The sequence below is a fragment of the Aquiflexum sp. genome (assembly GCF_977115555.1).
The window spans coordinates 1-25,145 of the sequence record NZ_CDSBKL010000014.1 but is presented as its reverse complement, the minus strand read 5'-3'; the positions used below and the strand labels follow the sequence as shown (position 1 = coordinate 25,145).

Below are 25,145 nucleotides of genomic sequence, written 5' to 3'. Positions count from 1 at the left end.
AGGTATGGATTTGGAAAGATGAAAATAATTGGAGATAATAATGAAAACAAAATTGTTGCACCATCAAGAAGTTTGCATTGGAATTACAATCAAATTCATCAATTACGGTATTTAAATTTTCTGGATTTTGAAGTTTAGGATATGGTAATTAATTTAATTTGTAGAGAAAATAAAATGAAACCATGTTGTGCTATTTGTAATGAATTCAAATATTTTAAATTGTTATCAAAATAATTTTTTTATAATGCTACTAAAATGTAAAAATCAATAATTTGAATTGTTAATTTTAGTCCACTTAAGATCTGAAATATTTTTTTATAAATATAAATTTGAAACAAAGTTGCATTAAAACTAGGTCGAAAGATTGCCTTTACTTATTTTTGCAACATAGTTTCATTTATGTTCAAGTTTATCACCCTTTTCCTTTCAATTTTATTATTGGCTGTCAATGCTTTTGGTCAAGAAGCATGTATGCTAGTACTCCGGGGAAAAGTGGTTCATGAAGAAAACAATGAACCAATAGAGGGTGCATATGTATGGTTAATTGAGGCTGAAACAGGTGCTGTCACGGATGCTCTAGGAAATTTCAGGATTCAAAAAATTTGTCCCGGCGAGCAAACCCTCCGTGTCCAATACCTGGGACATAAAGAGTATATCGAAAAAATCACCCTCATTTCTAATATGAACCTTACCATCAGAATGTCAGCGGAAGAGGTTCAATTGGAAGGTGTAGAGATCCACGGACATGAGGATGCACTGCTGACTACCAATTCGGTTTCAGGCATATATGGAGAGGACCTCAGGATTTCCAGAGGTCAAACCCTCGGTGAAACCTTGAGAAGAATTCCCGGAGTCACTTCATTTTCTTCCGGATCGAGTATTCAAAAACCTGTCATACACGGTCTTCACAGTAACAGGATTTTGATCTTGAACAATGGGGTGAGATTGGAAGGCCAACAATGGGGGGCTGATCATGCTCCTGAAATTGATCCATTTATTGCAAAGGAAATTTCTGTGGTCAAAGGTGCGGAAACTGTCAGGTTTGGACCGAATGCAATGGGTGGTGTGGTTTTGGTAAATCCTGCCCCTCTTCCGGTCAAAGGAGGCCAAACCGGTCAAATAGACCTGATAGGATTTTCAAACGGAAGGGGTATCAACGGATCTGTGGGCTTATTAGGAGGTTCTGAGAAAATCAAAGGCTTAGGCTATTGGGTTCAAACTTCCTCAAAAATAGCCGGAAACCTTCAAACCCCGGATTACATACTAGACAATACCGGTGTCAGGGAACTGAATTTTTCCGGTGCAATTGGATTCAGTAATTCTAGGTTAGGTTCAGAAGTTTACTTCAGTCATTTTCAGACCAGAATCGGTATTTTGACCGATTCGCATACGGGCAATCTCTCTGATTTGGAAAGTATCATCGAAAATGGCAGACCATTTCGAGACCCTGACTTTTCCTTTGATATCCAAAATCCCAAACAAGATGTTGACCATCAACTTTTAAAGATGAAAGGCCATTACCACTTATCAAATGGAGCGAAACTGAATCTGCAATATGCCTTTCAGAGAAACCACAGACAGGAATTTGACAGAAGACGTGGAGAACTGAATGACCGACCTTCTTTGGATTTGGTACTGTTTACCAATACCCTAGATCTCAGTTATGACCACCAAACAAGAAAAAAATGGAATGGATCGGTAGGCACCCAAATCATCCAGCAGGCAAATTCAAATATTCCGGGTACTGGCGTGGTACCACTGATTCCAAATTATGACATGCTCAACGTTGGCTTTTTTGCAATTGAAAAATTCACAAGTGGTCCATTAGAAATTGAAGGTGGATTGAGGTATGATTATAGGAACGTAGCGGCCGCAAGGGTAAACCGGGGTGGAGTTCTTCAGGAAGAAAAATTTAATTTTAATAACTTCTCTGCATTTATAGGAGCCATTTATCCAATCTCCCGCAACCTGACGTTCAATACCAATCTCGGAACTGCTTGGAGACCTCCTAGCATCAATGAGCAGTTTAGTCAGGGACTACATCACGGATTGGCAGCGATTGAAATAGGCAACCCAAATTTTGTAAGTGAGCAATCCTTCAAATGGATGAATACTCTTAATTATTCGGGCAGCCGATTCAATATCGAATTGACAGGTTATACCAACAGGATCAATAATTATATCTACCTCAATCCCACCGAAGACCGTTTTATTTCCCTGAGGGGTACTTTCAATGTTTTTGAATACCTGCAGACCGATGCCTTTTTTATGGGAACAGACCTGAGTGCGATTTGGACTGTTTCTTCCCAATGGGAGCTATTCACAAGAGGATCTATTGTGAGGGCAAAAAACACAACAGAGGACTCATTCTTACCTTTTATCCCAGCTGATAGGATAGAAACAGGATTGAGCTACCAATTCCTTTCAGGTATTTCCAAAAACAAATCCAAAATATCATTTAGTAATCTTGCCGTTGCACAACAAACCCGGGAACCGGATTTTGACCTTGCTCCCGCCCCACCGGCATATATGCTTTGGAATCTTGGGATCCAAACCGGTATTCAATTTGGGGATAATAAATTAAACATTGGATTGCAGGTTACAAACCTGTTTAACGAAACTTACAAAGATTACATGAACCGTTTCAGGTATTTTTCCCATGAATTGGGAAGGAATGTAATGGTCAAACTCAATTATGAATTTTAATCCATTTCAATAATAACTATCAAATCATGAAAAACTACAGCTATTTTATTGTTCTTTTGGCAGCTTTCGGATTGACCTTTTCATCCTGTAAAAGTGACGACCCAGTTCCTGAAAATGAAGGAGAGCTAATTACAGATGTAACACTCAAATTCACAGAGCTTAATCCTGCAGGAGAACCAACAGGAACTCCGATTGAAGTAGTAGCCTCAGACCCTGATGGCTTGGAGCTGGGCATAGGACCAACTATTGGTACAATAACTCTTAGTAGGGGAAAAACTTATCGGATGGAAATTTCCTTATTCAACAGCATCGAAAACGAGGATATCACGGAAGAAATCCGGACAGAGAAGGAAGAGCACCAATTCTTTTTTTTGGGTTCAGCCTTTACGGGGACTGCAATTCTGACCTATACCTATGATGATGAGGATCTTGATGGCAACCCTGTCGGACTGATAGGAATAGTGCAAACCATTGGGTTTAATTCAGCGCAGATGAGGGTAGTTTTGAGACATGACCTTAATAAGAGTTTCAATGGAGCAAACAATCCCAACTGGGAAAATTTTGTACAAGCAGGTGGTGAAACAGACCTTGACATCACCTTTCCTGTGGTGTTGAATTAAAAAATTCAAAAGAGGTGGCTTTTCAAAAAAGTCACCTTTTTAATTATATTGGCATAAAATTTCAACGATATGAAAAATTTATTCCACTTTGTTTTATTTGGTTTTGTTATTTCCTTGGCTGTTTCCTGTTCCGGGAAAAAAGAAATTGAAGGAGATCCTAAAATCTATGAAGAAGCAAATGCTTACCTCCAAAAATCCCTAGATCTGAGAGAAGAGATCACGGGGTTCGAAAAGCAGCTAAAAGATTCTGGCATCGATTACAGTACTTTGAAAGAGGAACTTAAAACTTGGGACAAGGATATCATTGAAGTTCCGGGTCATGAACATTCGCATGATGATGAGCATCACCGTGACTATCACATCCATAATCCGATGAAGCCTTTTAAAGATTCCGAACACCTTGATTACCAAAAAGTCATGCATGCGGAAATAGCCCAGCTACATGAACAATTTAAAAGAATGACACTCCCTGAAGTCATGGAAGGAAATTAACCTAAATAAAAAAGGTCATCGCAAGATGACCTTTTTTATTTAGTTGAGATAAGGAGAACAGACTGACATTTCTTCCCTTTTGAAAGCCTGAGGGCTGTTGTCATTAGAACCTATATTTCCGACCGACAAAATTACCTGATAATCAGGTCCGGAATCTGCAAGGTGAATTTTTATATGTCCATCAAAACTTTTTAAATCCCCAAATTTCAATTTAGTTCCATCAGAAAGCTGACCGAGGATTGTTTTGCTTTTCAATGTTTTGATATCAACAGGGTCAAGTTGGTAGGCAATGGGAGAATCCTTACTTTCATAAGAACCGAAATGTAAATGTGCAGGAAAGTAATATGGATCATTGTCTTTGGATCCGCTAAGTTCCACAGTCAATTCCAAGTCACCGTTTAGCAATTCTTTTATCTGAACTTTACCTGTATAATTGAAGTCGGAACCTTGGTAAAGGTTGTATGTTAATTCATTGGTTGTGTAAATGGATTCCTTCTCTTGTTCACATGAAAACATCATCAGTGCCGAAAGAAATATTATTGCCAACTTTTTCATTACAGTATGGTTTTTATGGTAATTACGCTGAATTTGGCTTTAAGTTCAACATATGGGTAAAGATACAATTTTATGTTTTTTATAGATGTGAACCATGTCACATTATAGAAAGTTTGAACTGAAAAGAAATTCCATTCCATGAGACATTTTGCAGGTCTGTTTATGCGCCTTGACCAAAGTAACAAAACCTCTGATAAACTCGAGGCGCTAAGGGAATATTTTTTATCTACCCAAGATGAGGACAAGCTTTGGACGATCGCGCTTTTTACCCATCGCAGGCCAAAGCGTCAGGTAAATACAAGGCTTTTGAGAGCATGGTGCTGTGAATGGTCCGGAATCCCCGATTGGTTATTTGAGGAATCCTACCAGACTGTTGGGGATCTGGCAGAGACGATTTCTTTGCTATTGCCGATGGCTGACCTAAATCAGGATTTTTCTTTGAGTTATTGGATCCGGTATTTGATGGATTTGGAAAATCTGCCGGAAGAAATCAAAAAAGAGAAAATCATTCAGGCTTGGCAAATGATGACCAAGGAGGAACGTTTCATTTTTATCAAATTGATGACGGGTGGATTCAGGGTTGGTGTCAGCCAAAATCTCGTTACACAAGCCATAGCAGAAGCCTTTGGGCTTGAAAAAACAGAAGTGGCCCACCGGATTATGGGAGACTGGAATCCTCAAAGGGTTTTCTTTGAGGATTTGATTTTGTCAAAAAATCAACGTGATGACCTTTCTAGACCTTATCCTTTTTTCCTTGCCTATCCCCTGGAAAAAGATTTGTCCACATTTGGAGAATTATCAGATTGGCAGATCGAATGGAAATGGGATGGTATCAGGGGTCAGGTCATTCATAGAGAAGGTCAGGTCTTTATCTGGTCCAGAGGGGAAGAATTGGTTACCGAAAAATTCCCTGAACTGGAAGCAATGGCTTTGGAATTTCCCTCAGGAACCGTTTTAGATGGAGAGATAATCGCATTTTCAGAAGGGATGCCCCTACCCTTTTCTTTACTTCAAACCAGAATCGGAAGAAAAACCCTTAGCAAAAAAATCCTGCAAGAAGCCCCAATCAGTTTTATTGCCTATGATATTTTGGAATATTCGGGAGAAGATTTCAGGCAAACTCCACTAGAGGATCGGAGAATTGTTTTGGAAAAACTTGTCAAAGAAATCAAAAACAGCAGACTGGAAATTTCTCCTTTGGTCCAAGCCAATGATTGGGATCATCTTACCATGCTTCAGTCCCAATCCAGAATCAGGATGGCAGAAGGTTTTATGTTAAAAAAAGCCGGATCAGTCTATGAAACAGGGCGGAAAAAAGGCTCTTGGTGGAAATGGAAAATAGAACCACTTACCATAGACGGTGTATTGCTTTACGCCCAAAAAGGACACGGGAGGCGTGCGGACCTTTATACGGATTATACTTTGGCGGTATGGGATGGTGATATACTCATTCCTTTTGCCAAAGCTTATTCGGGACTCAGTGATGCTGAAATCAGGGAAGTGGATAAATATGTAAAACAAAATACCCTTGAAAAATTCGGTCCAGTGCGAACGGTAAAACCGGGCATGGTTTTCGAAATCGCATTTGAGGGAATACAGGAAAGCCCAAGACACAAATCAGGAATTGCCTTGCGGTTTCCAAGAATCCAAAGGTGGAGGAAAGACAAACCAATCGAAGAAGCAAATACTTTAGACGATCTAAAATCACTACTTTCAGTTTATGGCAGGTAATCTCCTTTCGGTTGCATTTCAGTATTTTGACAAAAAAGGATGGGCTCCTTTTGAGTTTCAGGTGGAAACCTGGCAGGATTTCATGGAAGGAAAATCCGGATTGCTCAATGCCCCAACCGGAAGCGGGAAGACTTTTGCGTTGTTCTTTCCTGTGATTTTGGAATACATCCGCAACCATCCTGAAGATTGGCAGAAACCAAGAAAAAACGGGATACAGCTGATTTGGATTACGCCTTTGAGGGCATTGGCTCAAGACATCCAAAAAGCCATGCAGGAAGTTTGTGAAACGATTGGTCTTCCATGGAAAGTAGCTGTCAGGAATGGCGATACAGATAATAAAGAACGGCTTTCCCAAAAAAAGAACCCACCGGAAGTTCTGATTACGACCCCTGAGACGCTTCATATCTTATTGGCACAAAAAGGAAACAGGGATTTATTTCAATTCATGCAGGCAATTGTCATCGATGAATGGCACGAACTCATGGGAAATAAAAGAGGTGTTCAGGTCCAATTGGCCCTTGCTTACATTAGGTATCAATGTCCACAGGAAATCCGACTTTGGGGCATTTCGGCCACTATCGGCAATCTGGAAGAAGCCTGTCAGATCCTTCTAGGAGAAAGACATCCCGTTCATATCGTCAAAGCAAATATTGAGAAAGATATTATTCTCCAAACCATCTATCCCGATGAACTGGAGAAATATCCTTGGTCCGGGCATTTAGGCATCAGGCTGATAGACAAAGTCATACCAGTTATAGAAAAGCACAATTCCATCCTGCTTTTTACCAATACCCGCGCCCAAACAGAAATATGGTATCACCAAATCATGGAGAAAAGACCTGATTGGGCGGGATGGGCAGCGATCCACCATGGATCTTTGGATCAAACTGTCAGGACATGGGTGGAAGAATCCTTGCATTTTGGAAAGCTCAAGCTCGTAGTTTGCACCTCAAGTCTGGATCTTGGAGTGGATTTCCGTCCGGTGGATGCCGTGATTCAAGTCGGAAGTCCGAAGGGTGTGGCCAGGTTTATCCAAAGGGCGGGACGTTCCGGTCATCAACCTGGTTTACCTAGCCAAATCTATTTTGTTCCTACCCATTCACTGGAGTTGGTCGAGGCGGCTGCCCTGAGAAGCGCCATGGAAAACAATGAGTCTGAAAGCATCCATTGTCCTACGATGACCTTTGATGTGCTGATCCAGTTTTTGGTTACCCTTGCAGTTGGAGATGGTTTCTTTGAAAAAGAATTGTTTCCTATACTAAAAAACACCTATTCTTTTCAAAACCTCACTGAGGAAGAATACCGATGGACATTGTCATTCATCACGCAGGGAGGGGAATCATTGCGGGGATATGAAGAATTTGCAAAAGTAGAAAAAGACGAAACAGGGAAATACCAGATCAAAAACAAAAGAGCGGCTATGGTTCACCGACTGTCTATGGGTACCATAGTGAGTGAACCCATGCTCAAAGTACGGTTCAAAAACGGTACCTTCTTGGGTATGATTGAGGAATTCTTCTTTTCCAAACTCAAATCCGGAGACCGATTTTTCTTCGCAGGAAGAAACCTTGAATTTGTCGCCATCAAAGACCTGAGTGCTATTGTGCAGCTTTCTACCAAAAAAAGCTCAAACACACCTTCCTACATGGGAGGAAGGATTTCTCTCTCCTCCAAACTCGCTTTAAAAATCAGGGAAATTCTGGAAAAATCCATCCATGGAATCTTTGATTCGCAGGAAATCGCTTATGTCGCACCCCTCTTGGATTTGCAAAACAGGATTTCACTAGTGCCGGATAAAAAGACGCTTTTGATAGAGAAAATCATATCAAAGGAAGGTTACCATATTTTCATTTTTCCCTTTGAAGGAAGGATGGTACATGAAATACTCGGTGCATTGGTTGCCTACAGGATCAGCGTAAGTTATCCCATGAGTTTTAGCATTGCTATGAATGATTATGGTTTTGAGCTGCTCCCGGATATGCCGATCCCGATAGAGGATATTTTGGAAGAAGATGTTTTTTCTGAGATTAATCTGGCAGAGGATATCAAAGCCTGCATCAATGAAAGTGAAATGGCTAAAAGGAAATTCAGGGATATAGCTACCATTTCGGGACTTGTCTTTCAAGGATTCCCTGGAAAGCCGATAAAATTTAAGCACCTTCAATCGAATTCAGGAATTTTGTATGGTGTATTTGAGGATTATGATCCGGATAACCTTTTGCTTAATCAGGCGCATCGTGAAGTCATGGACATGCAGATGGAAAAGGACAATGTCCTTGAAGCTGTCCGAAGAATCAATTCCCATGAAATAATTTTAAAGACACCTGGTCAATTCACCCCATTTTCATTTCCAATAATGGTGGATCGATGGTTTAGAGCGACACTTTCCTCAGAATCCTTGGAAGATAGAATTGCGAAAATGAAGGCACAAATGATAGAATAAGCAACTTTCAGAATTTGATCCTTTAACAAATTTTCATTTTGAAAGCAAAAATAAAGAGTTGATAGTTGATTAATTATATGGCATTTTTTTTCTGTCATTTACTTAACAAAATATTTTGTAATCATAAGTAATAAGGCTATTTTCGAATGATTTTTATATTAAAAATAGAAATTATTATATGTTAAAATTTAGCCACATTTTCAAATTATGTTTATTTCTTTTTATTTTTTTAACAATTCCAGGTTTTTCATTTGGCAATTATTATGAAGAATACCACACCAAGGCAGACAGCCTACTTAACCTTTTTCAAAATGCAGCATCTGAAAGGAAAAAACTTGACCTGCTTTCGGAATTGGTCAAGGTAATCCACTATTCTGATTCAGCTCAAAAATATTATCCCGAGGCGATCAGACTAGCGAACAAACTTCAAGACCACGATTTGGAGGCTCAGAATTTGAATAGATTGGGTGTGTATTTCCGAAACATGAACTTGCAGGAAGAGGCTCTTAAACTATACGAGGAGGCCTTACAAATCAGTGAAAAAAACAACAATCCGGTTCAGATAGGTCACTCTCTGAACAACATAGGGCAGATTTATTTTTACAGAGACTTCTATGAAGAATCCTTGGAATACTATAAAGCCGCCGAATTACAATTTTTGAAAGTAGGAGACAAAGAAGGACTCGCATATAATTATAATGGAATGAGCCCTGTATTAGGGGCTTTGGGCAAAAACAAAGAAGCGCTCGAAGTAATCAATAAAGCCATTGATATCCGTCAGGAAGAAGGGAATGAAAGGCAGCTGCTTGTCTCAAAATTCAATAGATCTGTTCTTTTGATGTCGATGAATGAATTTGCATCCGTAGAAGAAGATATCATGAATCTTTACCATTATGGCCTTATCCATGATAAAATTAGGGCCATTCATGCTCTGGAGAAACTTATAGAACTAAAGCTTGCAACCGGTAATGTTTCCCATGCTATTAAGTTGGCTGAAGAGGCCAAAGTCTTGCATGCAGAAAGACCTAATTCAGAATCGATCATTGCGATTTATGAGATGATGTATCAATTGTATTTTGACCTGGGAGATACAGCTGAATCAAAAAAATATCTCAGCCTTTTGGATCAAGAAAAAGAGATTTTAAGTGCTGAAAGGATAAAAAATTACCTTGCAGGTCTGACCATCAAAAAACAGAAAGATGAAATAGCGGCATTGAGCAGAGAAAACGAACTGATGCAATCCAATCAAAAGTTCAAAATGTACATTACTTTTGCTTTAGTGTTGCTGGCATTCTCCCTTTTTGTTGCGCTTTCGATTTATTACAGGTCTTATAAGAAAGAGGTTTACAATATCAAAAAACTTAAAGAAAAACGGGAACAGATAGAACGTCAGGCGGCTGAACTGAATCGCCTCAATATTGAAAAAGATAAAATATTTTCTATTCTAGCCCATGATTTGAAAGCTCCCTTGGATTCTCTTTGGGGAATGGTGAGGTTGATGAATGAAGACAACCTGAGTCAAGAGGAGTTTGAATCCTATTTACCCGTCCTCTCCCAAAATCTGGGTAATAATTCCATGTTGCTGGAAAATTTGTTGATCTGGTCAAGAAGTCAGATGAAAGGAATGAATACCCAATTTTCAAAATTCAATCTTTATAAACTGGTTGAACAAAACGTTAATTTCCTCAATGGGTCAGGGTTTTACAAAGGTCAGATATTGGAAAATTACATTCCAAAATCAATTGAAATTGAGGCCGACAGAACGATGCTTGAGATCGTATTCCGCAATCTCCTCACCAATGCCTTGAAGTTTACCAATTCCAATGACAAAATCACAGTAGCCTTAGAGGAAGAGGATAGTTTTTATACCATATCAGTTTCAGATCAAGGTATAGGCATGACAGAAGCAGGTTTAAGTAAGCTATTTGGCAATGATTTCTACAGTACCGCCGGTACCCATCAAGAAAAAGGTACAGGGCTTGGTTTATTACTTTCCAAAGAATTGGTCAAGAAAAACAGGGGCGAAATATGGGCAAAAAGCCAAATTGGTTCCGGATCTACTTTTTGCTTTACTCTTCCAAAATCTTAATTTGCCCTCCAGAAATACGGAGTAAATAAGACAAGAATTGTAAAGAGTTCAAGTCTTCCCAAAAGCATCAAAAAGCTGAGGAAAATTTTTGCATAAGGGTTAAAAAAGGCAAAATTATCTACAGGACCCACTTTGCCAATTCCAGGACCAATATTTCCAAGACAAGTTGCCACTGCACCAAATGAGGTCAGGATATCATATCCCATCAGTGAAATAACCACTGATCCAATCACAAATATCATTAGGTAAATCAACAGGAAGTTCATGATATGGGTAATTATTTTTCCCGTAACCCTATCCCCGTTTATTTTTAACGGAACAACTGCCCTAGGATGCACGATTCTCTTGAACTCAAGCCAACTGTTTTTAAAGAAAGTCAAATGCCTTACAAATTTGATTCCTCCAGCTGTAGATCCGGCTGATGCTCCTAAGAATAACAGCATGAAGAAAATTAAAGTAAGTCCATCATTATAGGAAGTATAATCAGCTGTTACAAATCCTGTGGTAGTAATCAGGGAAACAATCTGAAAGAGTGTATCACGAAATGCTTTTTCCAATTCTTGACCTGAATAAAAATATACGGGGACAGTCAAAAAAAAGGCAAGCACAATAATAGCAGAAGCATAGGCCCTAAATTCATCAGAACGCCACACCCTATCAAATTTACCCGTCAGGCCAAAGTAAATTACTGTAAAGTTGGTTCCGGCCAAAAACATGAAAACGATAGCAGAATATTGGATAAAGGCAGAATCATAAAATGCCATACTTGCATTTTTTGTAGAAAATCCACCTGTTGCCATAGTAGTCAATGCGTGATTAACCGCATCAAAGAACGTCATTCCTCCAAAATAATATAACCCCCCAAGGGTAACCGTCAGCCCTACATATATCAGCCAAAGCCTTTTGGCTGTCTCCTGAATTCTAGGATGAAGTTTATCTGAGGTTGGTCCGGGAGATTCAGCCACAAACAATTCAATACCGCCAATTCCCAAAAGGGGAAATATAGCGACAGTCAAAACAATGATACCAAGCCCTCCTACCCACTGAGACATACTTCTCCAAAATAGAATTCCCTGAGGTACTGTCTCTATATCTGTCAAAATACTCGCTCCCGTTGTAGTGAGTCCTGATACAGTTTCGAATAAAGCATCGCTGAATGTATGTGTAGTTCCGCTCAATATGTAAGGAAGCATGCCAAAAATAGACATGAAAACCCAACTCAAGGTCACAATAAGGTAGCCTTCTCTTTTTCTAATATTTTTGTCTTGCTTCGCAAATGAAAAGAACATAACTGCACCAATAAGCAGCGATGAAAGCGCAGAAAAAAACAAAGGGAAATGATCACCACTTTCAAAGTAAAATGAAAATCCAAGACCGGGAAACATCAATAAAGACAAAAGCATCAACAACGCTCCCATTACTTTACCAATGGCTTTGTAGTGAATCATATCAATGGAAAAGTTTCTCTAAAGTTGCTTTGGCGGCAGGTAAGGCTAGCACAATGGTCTTGTCCTCTACTTGAAGAATAAAATCTCCATCAGGAATAAAAACTTCTTCACCTCGGATTACACCTGCTACAATAGCTGTATCAGGAAAATGAAGTTCCTTGAGTGGTTTCTTGGTTAACCTATTTCCTTTGGTAATTACATATTGTATAATTTCGGCATCCACACCGTATATTCCTGACACAGACTCTACTTTACCCTTTTTCAAATACCTTGTAATTTGATTGGCGGCAACGAGTTTTTTGTTGATCAGTGAATCAACGCCGATACTGTGCGAAATGTGCACATACTCTCTTGTATCTACGTGTGCGATTGTCTTATAAACTCCGTGGTTTTTGGCACTCAGGGAGGTAATGATATTGGTTTCAGAAGACTCTGTCAAGGATATAAATGCCTCCATTTCCTCCAATCCTTCTTCTATCAATAATTCAATATTCCTATAATCTCCATTGATAATCAGGGTGTTATTAAGTCTTTCAGAAAGCCACTTACATCTTTCCTTGTCCCTATGTACCAAAGTAACTCGGAATTCATCTTCTAGCTTCAGTGCGGTGGTATAAGCCATATCATCTCCACCAATGATCATGATGTTTTTGATGCTGATTTTTTTCTCCCCAAGAAGTTCGATGATGGATTCTACTGCTTTTTTATTGGAAATGAAAAATACGTGGTCGTTATTCCTGATGATGGTATTTCCCCGTGGAATGATCGTCATCTGATCTCTTACTATAGCCACTATCCTGATATCCCCAAAAAGAGGAATATCCTTCATATCTGATATCCTTTTGTTGAATAGTGGACTATATTGGTCCAAAGAAATCCCGACAATGTTGAGTTTTCCACCTTCAAATTCAAATACTTCTGTAAAAGTTGAGTTTTTGATCATCCGGTATATTTCACCGCTGCAAAGCATGGTGGGAGAAATAATGTTGTCGATCCCTATGTTTTTAAAGTATATTTCATGCTCAGGTTCAAGATAATCATGGTTTCGGACCCTGGCGATCACTCTCTTTGCACCCAATTGTTTTGCCAAAGTAGCCGCCACGATATTGGTTTTTTCCGAGGTGGTTACTGCCATAAACATATGGGTATCTTTCAGGTTGGCATTGTTCAGGACTTCGAGTGAAGTCGCATCTCCCATAATAGTCAAGACATCAAGGTGCGAAGCAGCATTGTCCAAAGCATCTTTGTCAACATCTATTAAAGTAATATCCTTGTTTTCGTAGCTAAGCTGCTGAGCTAGATGGTAACCCATATCTCCAGCACCTGCAATGACAATGTTCATTCCCATTTGATAAAATCAATAATAGTAAGGGGTGTAAAAGCTTAACCTGTACAAATCCGGCAAAAGGTAGGATGTTTTGAAACTATGCGCAATAAGAAACAGTTTTTTTTATTTACAAAAAGATTGCAGATACCTTTCTGTTTGTGCGTTTCCCAGTCTTTTTGCTTCTTTCCAGTCTGCACATGCCATATCATTGTTCTTAACCTTATAATGACAAAAACCCCTGTTGGTCAACACATCAGCATTGGAAGGGCTGAGTTTCAGTGCATAGTCATAATCAGGAATCGCTTTGGAATATTGGTTGGATTTGAGAAAGCAGTTGCCACGATTGAAGTGGTAGGCCCAGACCAATTCAAATTCCTCACCATTAATTTTACTGAACTTGATGGCATCTGAATAAGCTTGTATGGCTTCATCCAATCGGTTTTCTTTTTGAAGGATATTCCCAAGGTAATAAGCCATCTCATCATCTTCTTCAAAAATCAAAAGTCCCTCTCTCAAGGTTTGGATTACTTTTTCTTTCTTAGATTCAACCTGCCCCCCTGCTCTATAAAAATTCAAATAAGCAGCATGAAAAGACGGATCTTCCTTGATCACCGTTTCCAAAATCCGTGCAGCACTTTCATAATTTCCCTTAGAAATCATGTCCACAGCTGTGTTGTTGATTTCAATTGAATTCTCCCTTACTTCAGGATCTAAATCAAATATCCTCTGAGCAAATGAAATCTGGGTAAAAAATAGAAAAACGATAAAGGAATGGATTTTCATAAAGTACCGGTTTGCCCAAAAATAGAAAAGTAAGGTTAGTTAACAAATCATTCCAACAGTTTTCTTCCCTCCTCTTCAGTCATTACTTCGACATCTTTCAGTTTTCTCTGGATTACCCGAGTCCTCGTTCCCACCAATTCATCCAAATCGGTATGCGCTTCAAAAATCTTCTTTTGGGCTTTACTAATGAGATCTCCGAATTTTGAAAATTCTGATTTCACTGCACCCAAAACCTTCCATACCTCACTGCTTCTTTCCTGTATCGCCAAAGTCCGGAATCCCATCTGAAGGCTGTTTAGCATCGCAGCCAAAGTCGTCGGTCCTGTAATGATGATTTTGAAATCTTTTTGAAGGGATTGGGCCAGGTTGGGTTCACGAAGAACCTCTGCATACAGACTTTCCATGGGAAGAAAAAGCATGGCAAAATCCGTGGTAAAGGGTGGGTGAAGATACTTTTGGCTAATATCCTGAGCGGCTTTCCTGATGGCTTTGAAAAGCTCTGCCCTCGCCAGATCTATCTGTAATTTGTCACCGATATCATACGCATCCTGAAGTCGATAGAAAGTTTCTTGTGGAAACTTGGCGTCGATCGGAAGATAAACGGGCCCATCTTCTTTGCTGCCCGGCATTTTTATTGCAAATTCCACCCGCTCGGAGTTGCCCTTTTTGACTGAAACATTACTGGCATACTGCTCGGGAGAAAGGATATTTTCCAAAATCCCATGCAATTGGTATTCTCCCAACACTCCCCTGCTCTTCACATTGCTCAATACCCTCTTCAGGTCCCCAACTCCTGTCGCAAGGTTCTGCATTTCTCCTAGTCCTTTCTGTACTGCCAAAAGCTGATTGGTCACCAATTCAAAGGATTGTCCCAACCTAGTTTCCAAAGTTTTCTGCAGTTTTTCATCCACAGTTTCACGCATCTTATCCAACCGCTCTTCTGTGGATGCCAGCATCCTTTCTTGCCTGAAAATCAGGTCTTGGAATTTTTCTTTTTGAAGCTCATTGAATTCTTTGACATTTTCTCTGAAAATCGTCCCAAAATCCTTCAAAACCTCAGATTGTTCTTTAGAATTGGCCCGTAGTGAATCAAACACCAATCCAAACTGCTTCAGCAAACCATTTTGGATTTCTGTCCTGTTGGCAGCCATTTGCTGCGCAAACTCTTGCTTGAATTGGTTCAAAGACGTGTGATTGGAGTCCTTTTCTGATTGTATGGTTTGAAACTTGATGATTAAAAAAATGATCAGGACAAACTGAAGTATTGAAAGGGAAATCAAAACGGCATCAATGGACATAGCTTAAGAATTTGGGGGTGGAAAAGTAATCTCTTTCCACCTGAATCCCCAAAAAAGCAAGATATTCCGAGACAGTTTCCGTCGGTATTTCTTCCATAGGTACATGACCCGCATTTTCAAAAACCTTGAGCTTAGATCCGGGAATGGATTCTGCCAAACTTTCTCCATTGCTGATCGGAATCCATGCATCGTGCTTTCCCCACATGATCAGCACGGGCATGGTCAATTTTTCAAAATCCACTTCATAAGGTTTTCTCGTAGTCAGCCTATCCAAAGTAGCCTGTCTGTTTCCCTCTCTTCTCAATAATTCGTAATACCTAGTCAGCATTTCATCAGTGATTTTTGAATTGTCGTAAAAAACCTGCTTCAGGTTAAGGCCAAACACAAATTTGGGAGTGCATTTGAGCAAAAGCTTGTTGAAAACTGGGTTTTGGGCCACTTTAAAAATCCAAGCTCCAGAATTGTAGGATTTACTTTGAGTGGTATCGGTTTTTGTCTTTTGCCTTGCACCAGAAGAGTCAATCAGGTTTAAAGTCAAAATCCTCTCAGGTTGGTCAGAAGCCATTTTAAGCGCCACCCCACCGCCCATGCTGTTTCCTGCCACATGAAACTCATCCAAACCTAAATGATCAGCAATACCAAAAACCAGTTTGGAATAATCCTCAATCCCGTATCTTTTTTGGATATCAGGACCGGAAAGACCATGTCCCGGCAGGTCCATGGAAATGGTCATAAAATATGGACTCAACTCATTTTCCCAATCCTCCCAAGTATGTAAGGAAGAAAAACTCCCATGGATCAAAAATATCGGCTCACCCTCTCCTCTGACTTTCACATGGACATTTATCCCATCCACCTTAAGGAAAAATGAATTTTCATCGCTGTATTTCCCTATCAGTTCTTCGGAAGAAATATCTCCTCTATAGCAGGCCAATAAACCCAAAATCACAATCAAAACAAGGCTTAAAAGAACCTTCAGAAGCTTGAGAATAAATTTTTTCATGAATTTGTGACTGAATAATCAGGAGCAAAATATCAATAATCAAGCTATTTATAACTCCCTTTAGCCAAATAAAAGAGCCTGCCTGAAAAAATCACCTTTATCCCTTATATTCAAAATCCAAAACCATCACCATGAAGAGACATTTATACTTATTCCTTTTTCTTGCGGCCTTTTCTTTTTCTTGCCAGCCAAAAACAGAAAAAGAAAAAATACCCGCATCCATACAACTGACAGAAGCTGAAGCAAACAGGCTAGTAAAACTTCCTCTCCACTGCCTGCAGGTCGAGTACCCTAATAAACTCAACCAGACATTGGGCAATGAGTCTGAACTGAAAGGGCCGAAAGCACTTCATCCCACCTTCTATGGCTGTTTTGACTGGCATTCAAGTGCGCATGGACACTGGATGTTGGTGAGTCTGATGAGGCAGTTTCCTGACCTGGAAGATGCCGAAGAAATCAGAAGGAAACTGTTGGAAAATATCAGCGAAGAAAATATTGCCGTTGAAGTGGCCTATTTCGAAGGTTTATTTGACAAAGGTTTTGAAAGGACTTATGGATGGGCTTGGATTTTGAAATTGGCGGAGGAAATCCACCTTTGGGATGATCCTTTGGCAAGGGAATTGGAAAGAAACCTTCAACCAATGACTGATTTGATGGTGGAAAAGTATCTCGAGTTTTTGCCCAAACTCATCTATCCCATCCGAGTCGGCGAGCATACCAATATAGCTTTTGGATTGTCCTTGGCGTATGATTATGCCAAAACAATGGATCACGCAGGACTACAGGAACTGATCAAATCAAGGGCATTGGACTGGTTTTCAAAAGATGAAAATTGCCCGCTGATGTATGAACCAAGCGGTTTTGACTTTTTGTCTCCCTGTTTCCAGGAACTGGATATCATGAGAAAAGTGATGAGCAAGGAAGAATTTCAGCTCTGGGTCAAACAGTTTTTGCCCCAATTGGCAAGTGTTGATTTTGCTTTGGAACCGGGAAAAGTAAGTGACCGAACTGATGGCAAGTTGGTGCATCTCGATGGGCTTAACTTCAGCAGGGCTTGGGTTTTGTATGGATTGATCAAAGAATATCCAAATGAATACGCACACCTGATGAAGGTGGCCAATGACCATATCAATTATTCCCTGCCATCAATAGTGGATGACAATTATGAAGGAACGCATTGGTTGGGCAGTTTCGCTGTATATGCTTTGCAGCAAGCACCATGAGTTGGAGAAAATATATCGGTCCGGGGCCAATTGTCGCAGCCGCATTTATAGGACCGGGGACGGTTACGGTTTGCACACTTGCAGGTGTCAATTTTGGTTTTGACCTACTTTGGGCTATGGCCCTCTCTGTCATCGCCACAATCGTTCTTCAGGAAATGGCTGCAAGGATCGGCTTAGTCACACAACAGGGTTTGGCTTCAGTTATTTCTAAAACCCTTCAAAAAGGAATCCTTCGGTACTTTTCCATCTTTTTAATAATGACTGCGGTCGTTTTGGGAAACGCTGCTTATGAAGCAGGAAATATCAGCGGCGGAGCTTTGGGTGCGGAACTGTTTTTGGATTCAAGGATTTTCAGCATAGGCCAATTGAAAATCAATATAATGAACCTTGTGCTAGGGTCACTGGCGCTCACATTATTGCTGACTGGCAGTTATAAGTCCATCAGCAATTACCTCACAGGTCTGGTGATTTTGATGAGCATTGCCTTTTTGGGAACTGCAATCTTTTCTAAGCCGGATATTTTGGCTTTGCTGTCAGGATTTAATCCCAAGGTGAATCCTGAGAATATCTTTACCATTGTCGCATTGATCGGGACGACGGTGGTTCCATACAACCTGTTTTTACATTCTTCACTTGTATCCCAAAGATGGAAATCCATCCAAGACCTCAAATACATCCGGGTAGATACCTTGATTGCTGTTATTTTGGGAGGATTGGTATCTATGGCCATCATCATTACTGCCAAAGCCGGAGCCGCTACCCAAGTAAACTCAGCAGTTGATTTGGCCATAGGTTTGGAGCCTTTGATGGGAAAAATGGCCAAGTACTTTATGGCATTTGGATTGTTTGCTGCAGGAATCACCTCTGCGATCACAGCGCCTTTGGCCGGTTCTTTGGTGGTGGCAGGAAGTTTTGGCTTATCCACTGACCTCAAAGGGTTTCCAATGCGAATCAGCATAATCGGTATTTTGGGTTTGGGACTGGTTTTCTCCTCTTTTGGGATCAAACCTATTCAGTTGATCCTTTTTGCACAACTGACAAATGGCGTTTTACTCCCTTTGTTGAGTGGCTACATTCTTTGGTTGGTCAATAAAAAATCAGTAATGGGAGTCCATACCAACCGACTTTGGATGAACGTGGTCGCTTTCGCAATCTGGTTGATCACTTTATTGCTTGGAGGAATGAGTGTTTGGAAGGTCCTAGGAGGTTGAAAAATTGGAAAGTTAAGGAATTGGAAGATTGGAAGATTGAAAAATTGGGAAATTCAAACTGTATAATGACACTGCCAACTTAACTGAGACTGCCAACTGAAAACTGCGACAAACCACTTCTAACTGAAAACTGGGACTGCAAACTACTCTTCCACCCCAAATTCAAACCGCTTCATCACATTTTTTTGTGTCAGTTTAGAATCGGGCTTATCCTTGTCAAAGAATCGACGAGCCTATACCATGAAATCCAAGACGCCTTATTTCTTTTTACTGATAATTGCCATCCTGTATAATATCTGGCTTTTTGGAAAAGAAAAAAAGGAAAAAGAAAATCAAAAAGATATGCCGAAAACTGAGATTTCTAAACTCCAGTAAAAACAAAGCCAACCTTAAATCATTAAATTCAAATCCCAATGAAAGAAAAACCACTTCCTTTTAGGCAAATAGAATGGTGGGTGATGACAGTATTGTTTGTCACCATTATTTTAGCCAATATTTTCCAGACCAACTTCTACTATTTTGAACCTGATGGGTCGGAATTAGCTAGGTATTTTGCTAAAATCCTAATACCAGTGATACTTTTCCTTTCCTTTTTCCTGCATCATCAGATCTTGATCCCAAGCAAGGAAACCAGAAAACGAAAATCCACCTACTACATTTATTCCTTCCTCATCCTTTTGATGTCTTTTATTTTTGTGGGCGGATTTTCAATGATGGGTGAACTTGCCCAAAACTTTGCAGCCCCCTATTATTTCAGTTCGGTGGGTCTATATATTGGATACATTTTGCTGTGTGACGTGATTGAACAGATTTTCCCTGCTGCAGAAACGAAGGATTTCCAGCCCTACAACATTGTAAGAATGGTGACGATTTTTGCTTTTGCGATGTTGTTTTTGTTTGGATTGCAGGATATCATAGAAAACTGGATCCCACTAACCTACACCATCGCGATCCCCGTCATGCTTGGAATTGTACTTTACAATTACTTCTTCATTTACCGAAACAGAAAGAAAGAACGGAACAAGCTTGCAAATTCCCTGCTTGTCTTGTTGATTTTGGCATTGGGGCTTTTCTTTTTCATACTGGCGGTTGAGTACCATAATGTAGGCATCTTGGTCTTAGGATTGGCAGTGGTGATATTTGTTGCCGGCTTACTGATACCTTTTTCTAACCTGCTTTTCAAAAAATACGACCACCTTTTAGGACAGATACATACACTGAGTTACCGGGTGGACGAAGGTTCAGCCAAGCTCTCCCTACTCAGGATGCAAATCAATCCCCATTTCCTTTTCAATATCCTTAATACCCTTTACGGCACAGCCTTGCAGGAAAATGCCGAAAGGACATCCGAAGGGATCCAAAAGCTTGGAGACATGATGCGCTTTATGCTTCATGAAAACAATTTGGACAAAATTCCTCTATCAAAAGAAAAGGAATACCTGATCAATTATGTGGATTTGCAGGTTCTCCGCATCAAGTCTCATGACAATGTTGAGATTGACTTCAGGCACAATCATGAAAACTGTACAGGGGAAATCGCACCGATGTTGCTTATACCCTTTGTGGAAAATGCCTTTAAACATGGAATCAGTTTCCAGAAAAAATCCTGGGTGAAGATCAGCCTACGTTGTTCTGATAATACTATCTATCTGGATGTCAATAACAGTATCCACCGAAGCAATGAAGATGACCCTGAATCCAAGTCAAACGGAATTGGCTTAGACAATGTCAAACAACGTCTCCAACTCCTTTATCCGGGAAAGCATGAACTTGTCATCAGAGAAAACGAAGTCGAATATTTTGTACATTTAACCATACAACGCTCCTGATATGCTCCATGCAATAGCCATAGATGATGAACCGATGGCCCTCGAGGTAATCAAAGCCCATGCGGCCAAAGTGCCATTTTTGGATTTGCGCAAGGTATTCACAGATGCTATCCTTGCCTTGGAATATATTAGAAGCGAAGAGGTGGACTTGATTTTCCTTGATATCAAAATGCCGGATATTTCCGGGATGGAACTTGCCACTTTGATACCTAAGGAAACGATGGTTATTTTCACCACCGCTTATTCGGAACATGCCGTGATGAGTTTTGAATTGGATGCGAAGGATTACCTGCTCAAACCATTCAATCTCGGGAGATTTTTAAAAGCTTGCCAAAAAGCACAGGAATGGCATGAACTGAAAAAGGGAACTGCTGCCGGGACCATTTTTGTCAAAACAGGATATGAGCAAATTAAGGTCAATTTCGACGAGTTGCTTTTTTGTGAAGCCAATGGAAACTACGTGAATTTTCAGCTTCCAAAAGAAAAAATCCTCAGTAGAATGACCCTTTCAGAAGTCGAGAAAATCCTACCCTCCAATTTTGTCAAATCCCACCGTTCCTTTTTGGTCAATATCCAACACGTTCAAAAAATTGAGAGGCACCAATTGACTGTGGGCGACAAACTCGTCCCGATCAGCGTCAGCTATCAGGAAGGATTGATGGATAGGTTGAAGTAGCGGGGAAGTTGGGAAGTGGGAAGTAAGGATGTTTGGAAGTGCTAATTTGAATCAAAAAAGACGGAAGAAAAAAGAAAGGAATTTTCCTTTTTCTGCCTTCCGTCTTTTTTTGAAACAATGGTTTATAATGAATGATAAGGATACTTTAGATTTTCATCGGTCATCCGCCAACCGTCATTTTTTACAACTTCCTCACCCAAATATTCCTGTAGCTTACCAAATCACCATGATCCTGGAGTTCTAGCGGCATTTCCGTTGCATGGGCTTTGTAATTAGGAATTCCGATATATTCTGTAGGCCCTTTGATTTCTACATTGTTTTGTACTAAAATCCCATTGTGAAGCACTGTGACTCTGGCAGGTGTAACCAACATGCCATCAGCATTGAACTTCGGGGCAGTAAAAATCACATCATAACTGTTCCATTCTCCCGGAGCTTTCATCGCATTGACCAAAGGAGGATGCTGCTTATAGATACTTCCTGCCTGACCGTTGGAGTAAGTTCGGCTTTCGTAAGAATCCAAAACCTGCAATTCATACAAAGACATCAGGAAAATCCCTGAGTTTCCTCTACCCTGACCTTCGCCTTTGATGACTGTGGGTGCAGACCATTCGATGTGAAGCTGCATGTCACCAAAACCCTGCTTGGTTTTGATAGCTCCTGTCCTTGGTACAACTGTGAATGCCCCGTTTTCAACTTTCCATTGTGGAGCGCTGCCATCTTTGGAACTGACGAAATTGTCAAGATTTTTTCCATCAAAAATGATGATGGCATCAGAGGGAGCTTGGCCCATTTGCGTCGCTGGGGTTACTTTTCTAGGAACAGGTTCCCAAAATTCTGTGCCTTCCGGTGGAAGCTTGATGTCTTTTTGTTGTGCAAACAGCGGCATCGCGGCCAACAAGGCAATCATTGTCAAAGAGGCTTGAAAAAGCTTTTTCATAGGTTTTTTGGTTTATTTATTGTTTTTGAACTTTTAAGGATCACAGTATGATCTGACAAGACTTCTACTTTCAACTTCCAAATTAAATCAATTCGCAAGCTTTCAAAAGCCGTTGATGGATTTTTGGTTTTGCATGTCATACCTTACAGGTAATTTCCTCCAAATTTAATCTTATGCAAAAGAAACTACTACTGATAACTTTGCTCTTGCTCCAAATATATTCTGCAAAAGCCCAAAAGGAATATTATTTTCCCGGAGAAACCTTCTCCGATGACATCCCAAGTCCCTACTCCTATCTCGGATACCACGTCGGAGAATGGCATACGAGATACGACAGACTGGTAGGATATTTTCAGATGTTGGCTGACAAATCTGATATGGCCGAATTGGTTACTATCGGTTATACCAATCAGCTCAGACCATTGGTAGTTCTTGTCATCAGCAACAAGGAAAACATTTCCAACCTGGAAACCATACGGACAAACCATCTCAAATTGGTAAATCCTGCCCTGCCTATGCCTGATGTGAGCAATATGCCTGCCATCATCAACCTCGCATACAGCGTCCATGGTAACGAACCTTCTGGTGGAGAAGCTTCCATTTTGTCAGCTTATTGGCTATTGGCTTCTCAAAGTGACCTTGCCAAAGAAATCAGAGAAAATGCCGTAGTCATGATTGACCCGGCTATCAACCCGGACGGTAGAGACAGACATTCCAATTGGGCAAACATGCACAAAGGTTCTCCTCCGGTTGCAGATCCTTTGGACAGAGAACACAATGAAATTTGGCCTTCCGGACGCGTCAACCACTATTGGTTTGACCTCAACAGAGATTGGTTGCCTTTGGCGCAGGTGGAATTACAAAACAAAATCGCTTGGTACCATACTTGGTATCCAAACGTAGTAGGTGATTTCCATGAAATGGGAACCAATGCCACCTATTTCTTTGAGCCTACCAAACCTTTTGGAAGTGAAAATCCGGTTATCCCAAGAAAAAACTATGAGGAAATCAATAATAAGTTTGCGGCTTATTTTGCAAAAGCATTGGATGATATCGGAAGTTTGTATTGGACCAAGGAAGTTTTTGACAACTCCTATCCGGGATATGGATCTACCTATCCGGATATTCAGGGTGGATTGGGATTGGTTTTTGAACAGGCGAGTTCCAGGGGACATATCCAAAGCTCTCAGCGGGGAGATATCACTTTTAAATTTACGATAAGAAACCAACTCAAATCCTCGATCGCCACAATGGAAGCCGGAGTCAAGGAAAGGGAATACATGCACAAATACCTGCGCGAATATTTCCAAACTGCACTGACTGAAGCTGGAAAAGATAGAGCAAAGGGGTATATTTTTGGGGATGAATCAGATGAATCCAAAAACAGACTTTTCTTAAAGTTATTATTGGATCATAAGATTAAAGTACTTGAAAATGATAAAGATATAAACTCAGAAGGAAAGTCATTTAAGAAAGGGAAATCTTGGATCGTTCCTACTTCCCAACCGCAATACAGAATGGTCAGGACCATGTTTGAAAAGGTTACCACCTTTTCCGATTCAGTTTTTTACGATGCTTCTTCTTGGACCATGGCATTGGCCTATGGCATGCCTTACGCCAGCCAAACAGTCGCTACCGGAAAAGAAGTGAGTGAGTTGCCAAGTCAAACTTTGACTTTCCCATCTGAAGGTAAATATGTCGCCTATTTGGTGGATTGGTCGGATTATTTTGCCCCAAAATTCCTTCACCATATCCAAGCCGCAGGTGTTCATGTAGAAGTCACTTCACAGGCATTTACATCGAATACAGATCAGGGAGCAAAAGAATTTCCTTCAGGATCATTGGTCATTCCAACCGGGTTCCAAAAGCTTGCTCCTGATGCACTGAGAAATGCCTTAAAGGACGCAGCTGAGGCAGCAGGTCAAAATGTATTTGCCAGCACAACGGGATTTAGTCTAAAAGGGATTGACTTGGGCAGTGGAAGTATTTCTGCCATTACAAAACCAAAAGTCCTGATGCTTGTCGGGCAGGGAACTTCCCAATATGAAGCCGGTGAAATATGGCACCTGATGGACACCAAAGTAGGAATGCCTATCAGCAAAGTGGATTTGGGATTGTTTGGAAGGGTAAATCTGTTTGACTATACCACTTTGATTATGCCTTCAGGGAATTATTCAAGCCTTTCAGCACCTCAGATAGCCCATTTGAAGGATTGGCTTTCAAGAGGAGGTACAATCATTTCTATGCGAACTGCCAGCCAATGGCTCCAAAGTAAAGAAATCATTCAGGAGGAATTTGTTACTTCCGAACCTGCAAAAGGTCCTGAATCCGTTCCATTTGCAGATTCTAGGAATCTTTCTGGAGCCCAAGAAATCGGCGGAAGCATCTACATGGGAAAATTGGATACCACACACCCTTTGGGTTTTGGGTACCACAATAGTGAAATTCCTGTCTACAGAAATTCTACCCTTTTCTTCAAGCCTTCTAAAAACAAATCCCAAACACCGGTAAGGTATACTGCCAATCCATTACTTGGTGGGTATGTTTCTCCTGCAAACCTTGAAAAAATCAAGCAGAGCGCAAGTCTCTTAGTTTCGCCTGTCGGTCAGGGAAGGGTTATCCACTTTATCGACAACCCAAATTTCAGAGGAACTTGGTTTGGAACAAACAAGCTCTTCTTCAATGCGGTCTTTTTCGGGGATAAGATTTAATTGTTTTTGAACCACAAAAGAAACAAAGAAACACAAAAGGCTATTTTATTGGTAATCAGT

The 25,145-nt window shown here is 40.4% G+C and carries 18 protein-coding genes; 11 read left to right on the top strand and 7 right to left on the bottom strand.

All coding sequences use genetic code 11. From position 1 onward, the window contains the following. Positions 1–399 precede the first annotated feature (399 nt). From ACZFYI_RS01910 to ACZFYI_RS01900, 3 genes are all read left to right on the top strand, one after another. On the top strand, positions 400–2,706 hold the full coding sequence (locus ACZFYI_RS01910) for a TonB-dependent receptor (RefSeq protein WP_462522431.1): 2,307 nt from the start codon (positions 400–402) through the stop codon (positions 2,704–2,706). Positions 2,707–2,732: 26 nt separating this feature from the next. Further along, complete coding sequence (locus tag ACZFYI_RS01905) at positions 2,733–3,326, top strand: hypothetical protein (protein WP_462522430.1); 594 nt, start codon at positions 2,733–2,735, stop codon at positions 3,324–3,326. 69 nt (positions 3,327–3,395) lie between these two features. Then, positions 3,396–3,818, top strand: coding sequence for a hypothetical protein (locus tag ACZFYI_RS01900; RefSeq protein ID WP_462522429.1), 423 nt, complete (start codon positions 3,396–3,398; stop codon positions 3,816–3,818). Positions 3,819–3,857: 39 nt separating this feature from the next. Here the strand turns inward: ACZFYI_RS01900 and ACZFYI_RS01895 are convergent, their stop codons facing one another. Further along, positions 3,858–4,373 (bottom strand): hypothetical protein, encoded by a 516-nt coding sequence (locus ACZFYI_RS01895; protein ID WP_462522428.1) that lies wholly within the window; start codon positions 4,371–4,373, stop codon positions 3,858–3,860. 138 nt (positions 4,374–4,511) lie between these two features. On the opposite strand from ACZFYI_RS01895, the gene ACZFYI_RS01890 reads away from it, so the two are divergent. The 3 genes from ACZFYI_RS01890 to ACZFYI_RS01880 all read left to right on the top strand — a co-directional run bounded on the left by ACZFYI_RS01890 (position 4,512) and on the right by ACZFYI_RS01880 (position 10,636). Beyond that, positions 4,512–6,104, top strand: coding sequence for an ATP-dependent DNA ligase (locus ACZFYI_RS01890; protein ID WP_462522427.1), 1,593 nt, complete (start codon positions 4,512–4,514; stop codon positions 6,102–6,104). Beyond that, positions 6,094–8,547 (top strand): ligase-associated DNA damage response DEXH box helicase, encoded by a 2,454-nt coding sequence (locus ACZFYI_RS01885; protein ID WP_462522426.1) that lies wholly within the window; start codon positions 6,094–6,096, stop codon positions 8,545–8,547. Before ACZFYI_RS01890 ends, ACZFYI_RS01885 begins: the two co-directional genes overlap by 11 nt. A 178-nt stretch (positions 8,548–8,725) precedes the next feature. Beyond that, entirely contained in the window at positions 8,726–10,636 is a 1,911-nt protein-coding gene (locus ACZFYI_RS01880; protein ID WP_462522425.1) for a tetratricopeptide repeat-containing sensor histidine kinase, read from the top strand. Here the strand turns inward: ACZFYI_RS01880 and ACZFYI_RS01875 are convergent. The 5 genes from ACZFYI_RS01875 to ACZFYI_RS01855 form a co-directional block, all read right to left on the bottom strand. Then, entirely contained in the window at positions 10,633–12,084 is a 1,452-nt protein-coding gene (locus ACZFYI_RS01875) for a TrkH family potassium uptake protein (protein WP_462522424.1), read from the bottom strand. The genes ACZFYI_RS01880 and ACZFYI_RS01875 overlap by 4 nt on opposite strands. Before the next feature lies 1 nt (position 12,085). Next, on the bottom strand, positions 12,086–13,432 hold the full coding sequence (gene trkA / locus ACZFYI_RS01870) for a Trk system potassium transporter TrkA (protein ID WP_462522423.1): 1,347 nt from the start codon (positions 13,430–13,432) through the stop codon (positions 12,086–12,088). A 102-nt stretch (positions 13,433–13,534) separates the two neighbouring features. After that, on the bottom strand, positions 13,535–14,194 hold the full coding sequence (locus tag ACZFYI_RS01865) for a tetratricopeptide repeat protein (protein WP_462522422.1): 660 nt from the start codon (positions 14,192–14,194) through the stop codon (positions 13,535–13,537). Between the two features lie 47 nt (positions 14,195–14,241). Then, positions 14,242–15,486, bottom strand: a complete 1,245-nt coding sequence (locus ACZFYI_RS01860; RefSeq protein WP_462522432.1) for a DNA recombination protein RmuC — start codon at positions 15,484–15,486, stop codon at positions 14,242–14,244. Next, entirely contained in the window at positions 15,482–16,495 is a 1,014-nt protein-coding gene (locus tag ACZFYI_RS01855) for an alpha/beta fold hydrolase (protein ID WP_462522421.1), read from the bottom strand. The genes ACZFYI_RS01860 and ACZFYI_RS01855 overlap by 5 nt, the downstream gene beginning before the upstream one ends. 131 nt (positions 16,496–16,626) lie before the next feature. Between ACZFYI_RS01855 and ACZFYI_RS01850 the strand changes: the two genes are divergently transcribed. The 4 genes from ACZFYI_RS01850 (at position 16,627) to ACZFYI_RS01835 (ending at position 21,434) form a co-directional block, all read left to right on the top strand. Further along, entirely contained in the window at positions 16,627–17,718 is a 1,092-nt protein-coding gene (locus ACZFYI_RS01850; RefSeq protein ID WP_462522420.1) for a DUF2891 domain-containing protein, read from the top strand. Then, a complete protein-coding gene (locus tag ACZFYI_RS01845; protein WP_462522419.1) occupies positions 17,715–18,929 on the top strand; it encodes an Nramp family divalent metal transporter in 1,215 nt (404 codons plus the stop codon). The genes ACZFYI_RS01850 and ACZFYI_RS01845 overlap by 4 nt, the downstream gene beginning before the upstream one ends. 413 nt (positions 18,930–19,342) lie before the next feature. Then, on the top strand, positions 19,343–20,758 hold the full coding sequence (locus ACZFYI_RS01840) for a sensor histidine kinase (protein ID WP_462522418.1): 1,416 nt from the start codon (positions 19,343–19,345) through the stop codon (positions 20,756–20,758). A 1-nt stretch (position 20,759) separates the two neighbouring features. Next, positions 20,760–21,434 carry a LytR/AlgR family response regulator transcription factor gene (locus ACZFYI_RS01835; RefSeq protein WP_462522417.1) on the top strand — a complete coding sequence of 225 codons (675 nt, stop codon included), beginning with the start codon at positions 20,760–20,762 and terminating at the stop codon, positions 21,432–21,434. A gap of 181 nt (positions 21,435–21,615) precedes the next feature. Here the strand turns inward: ACZFYI_RS01835 and ACZFYI_RS01830 are convergent, their stop codons facing one another. Then, on the bottom strand, positions 21,616–22,374 hold the full coding sequence (locus tag ACZFYI_RS01830) for a 3-keto-disaccharide hydrolase (protein WP_462522416.1): 759 nt from the start codon (positions 22,372–22,374) through the stop codon (positions 21,616–21,618). 173 nt (positions 22,375–22,547) lie between these two features. On the opposite strand from ACZFYI_RS01830, the gene ACZFYI_RS01825 reads away from it, so the two are divergent. Next, entirely contained in the window at positions 22,548–25,085 is a 2,538-nt protein-coding gene (locus ACZFYI_RS01825; protein ID WP_462522415.1) for a M14 family zinc carboxypeptidase, read from the top strand. Positions 25,086–25,145: the final 60 nt, after the last annotated feature.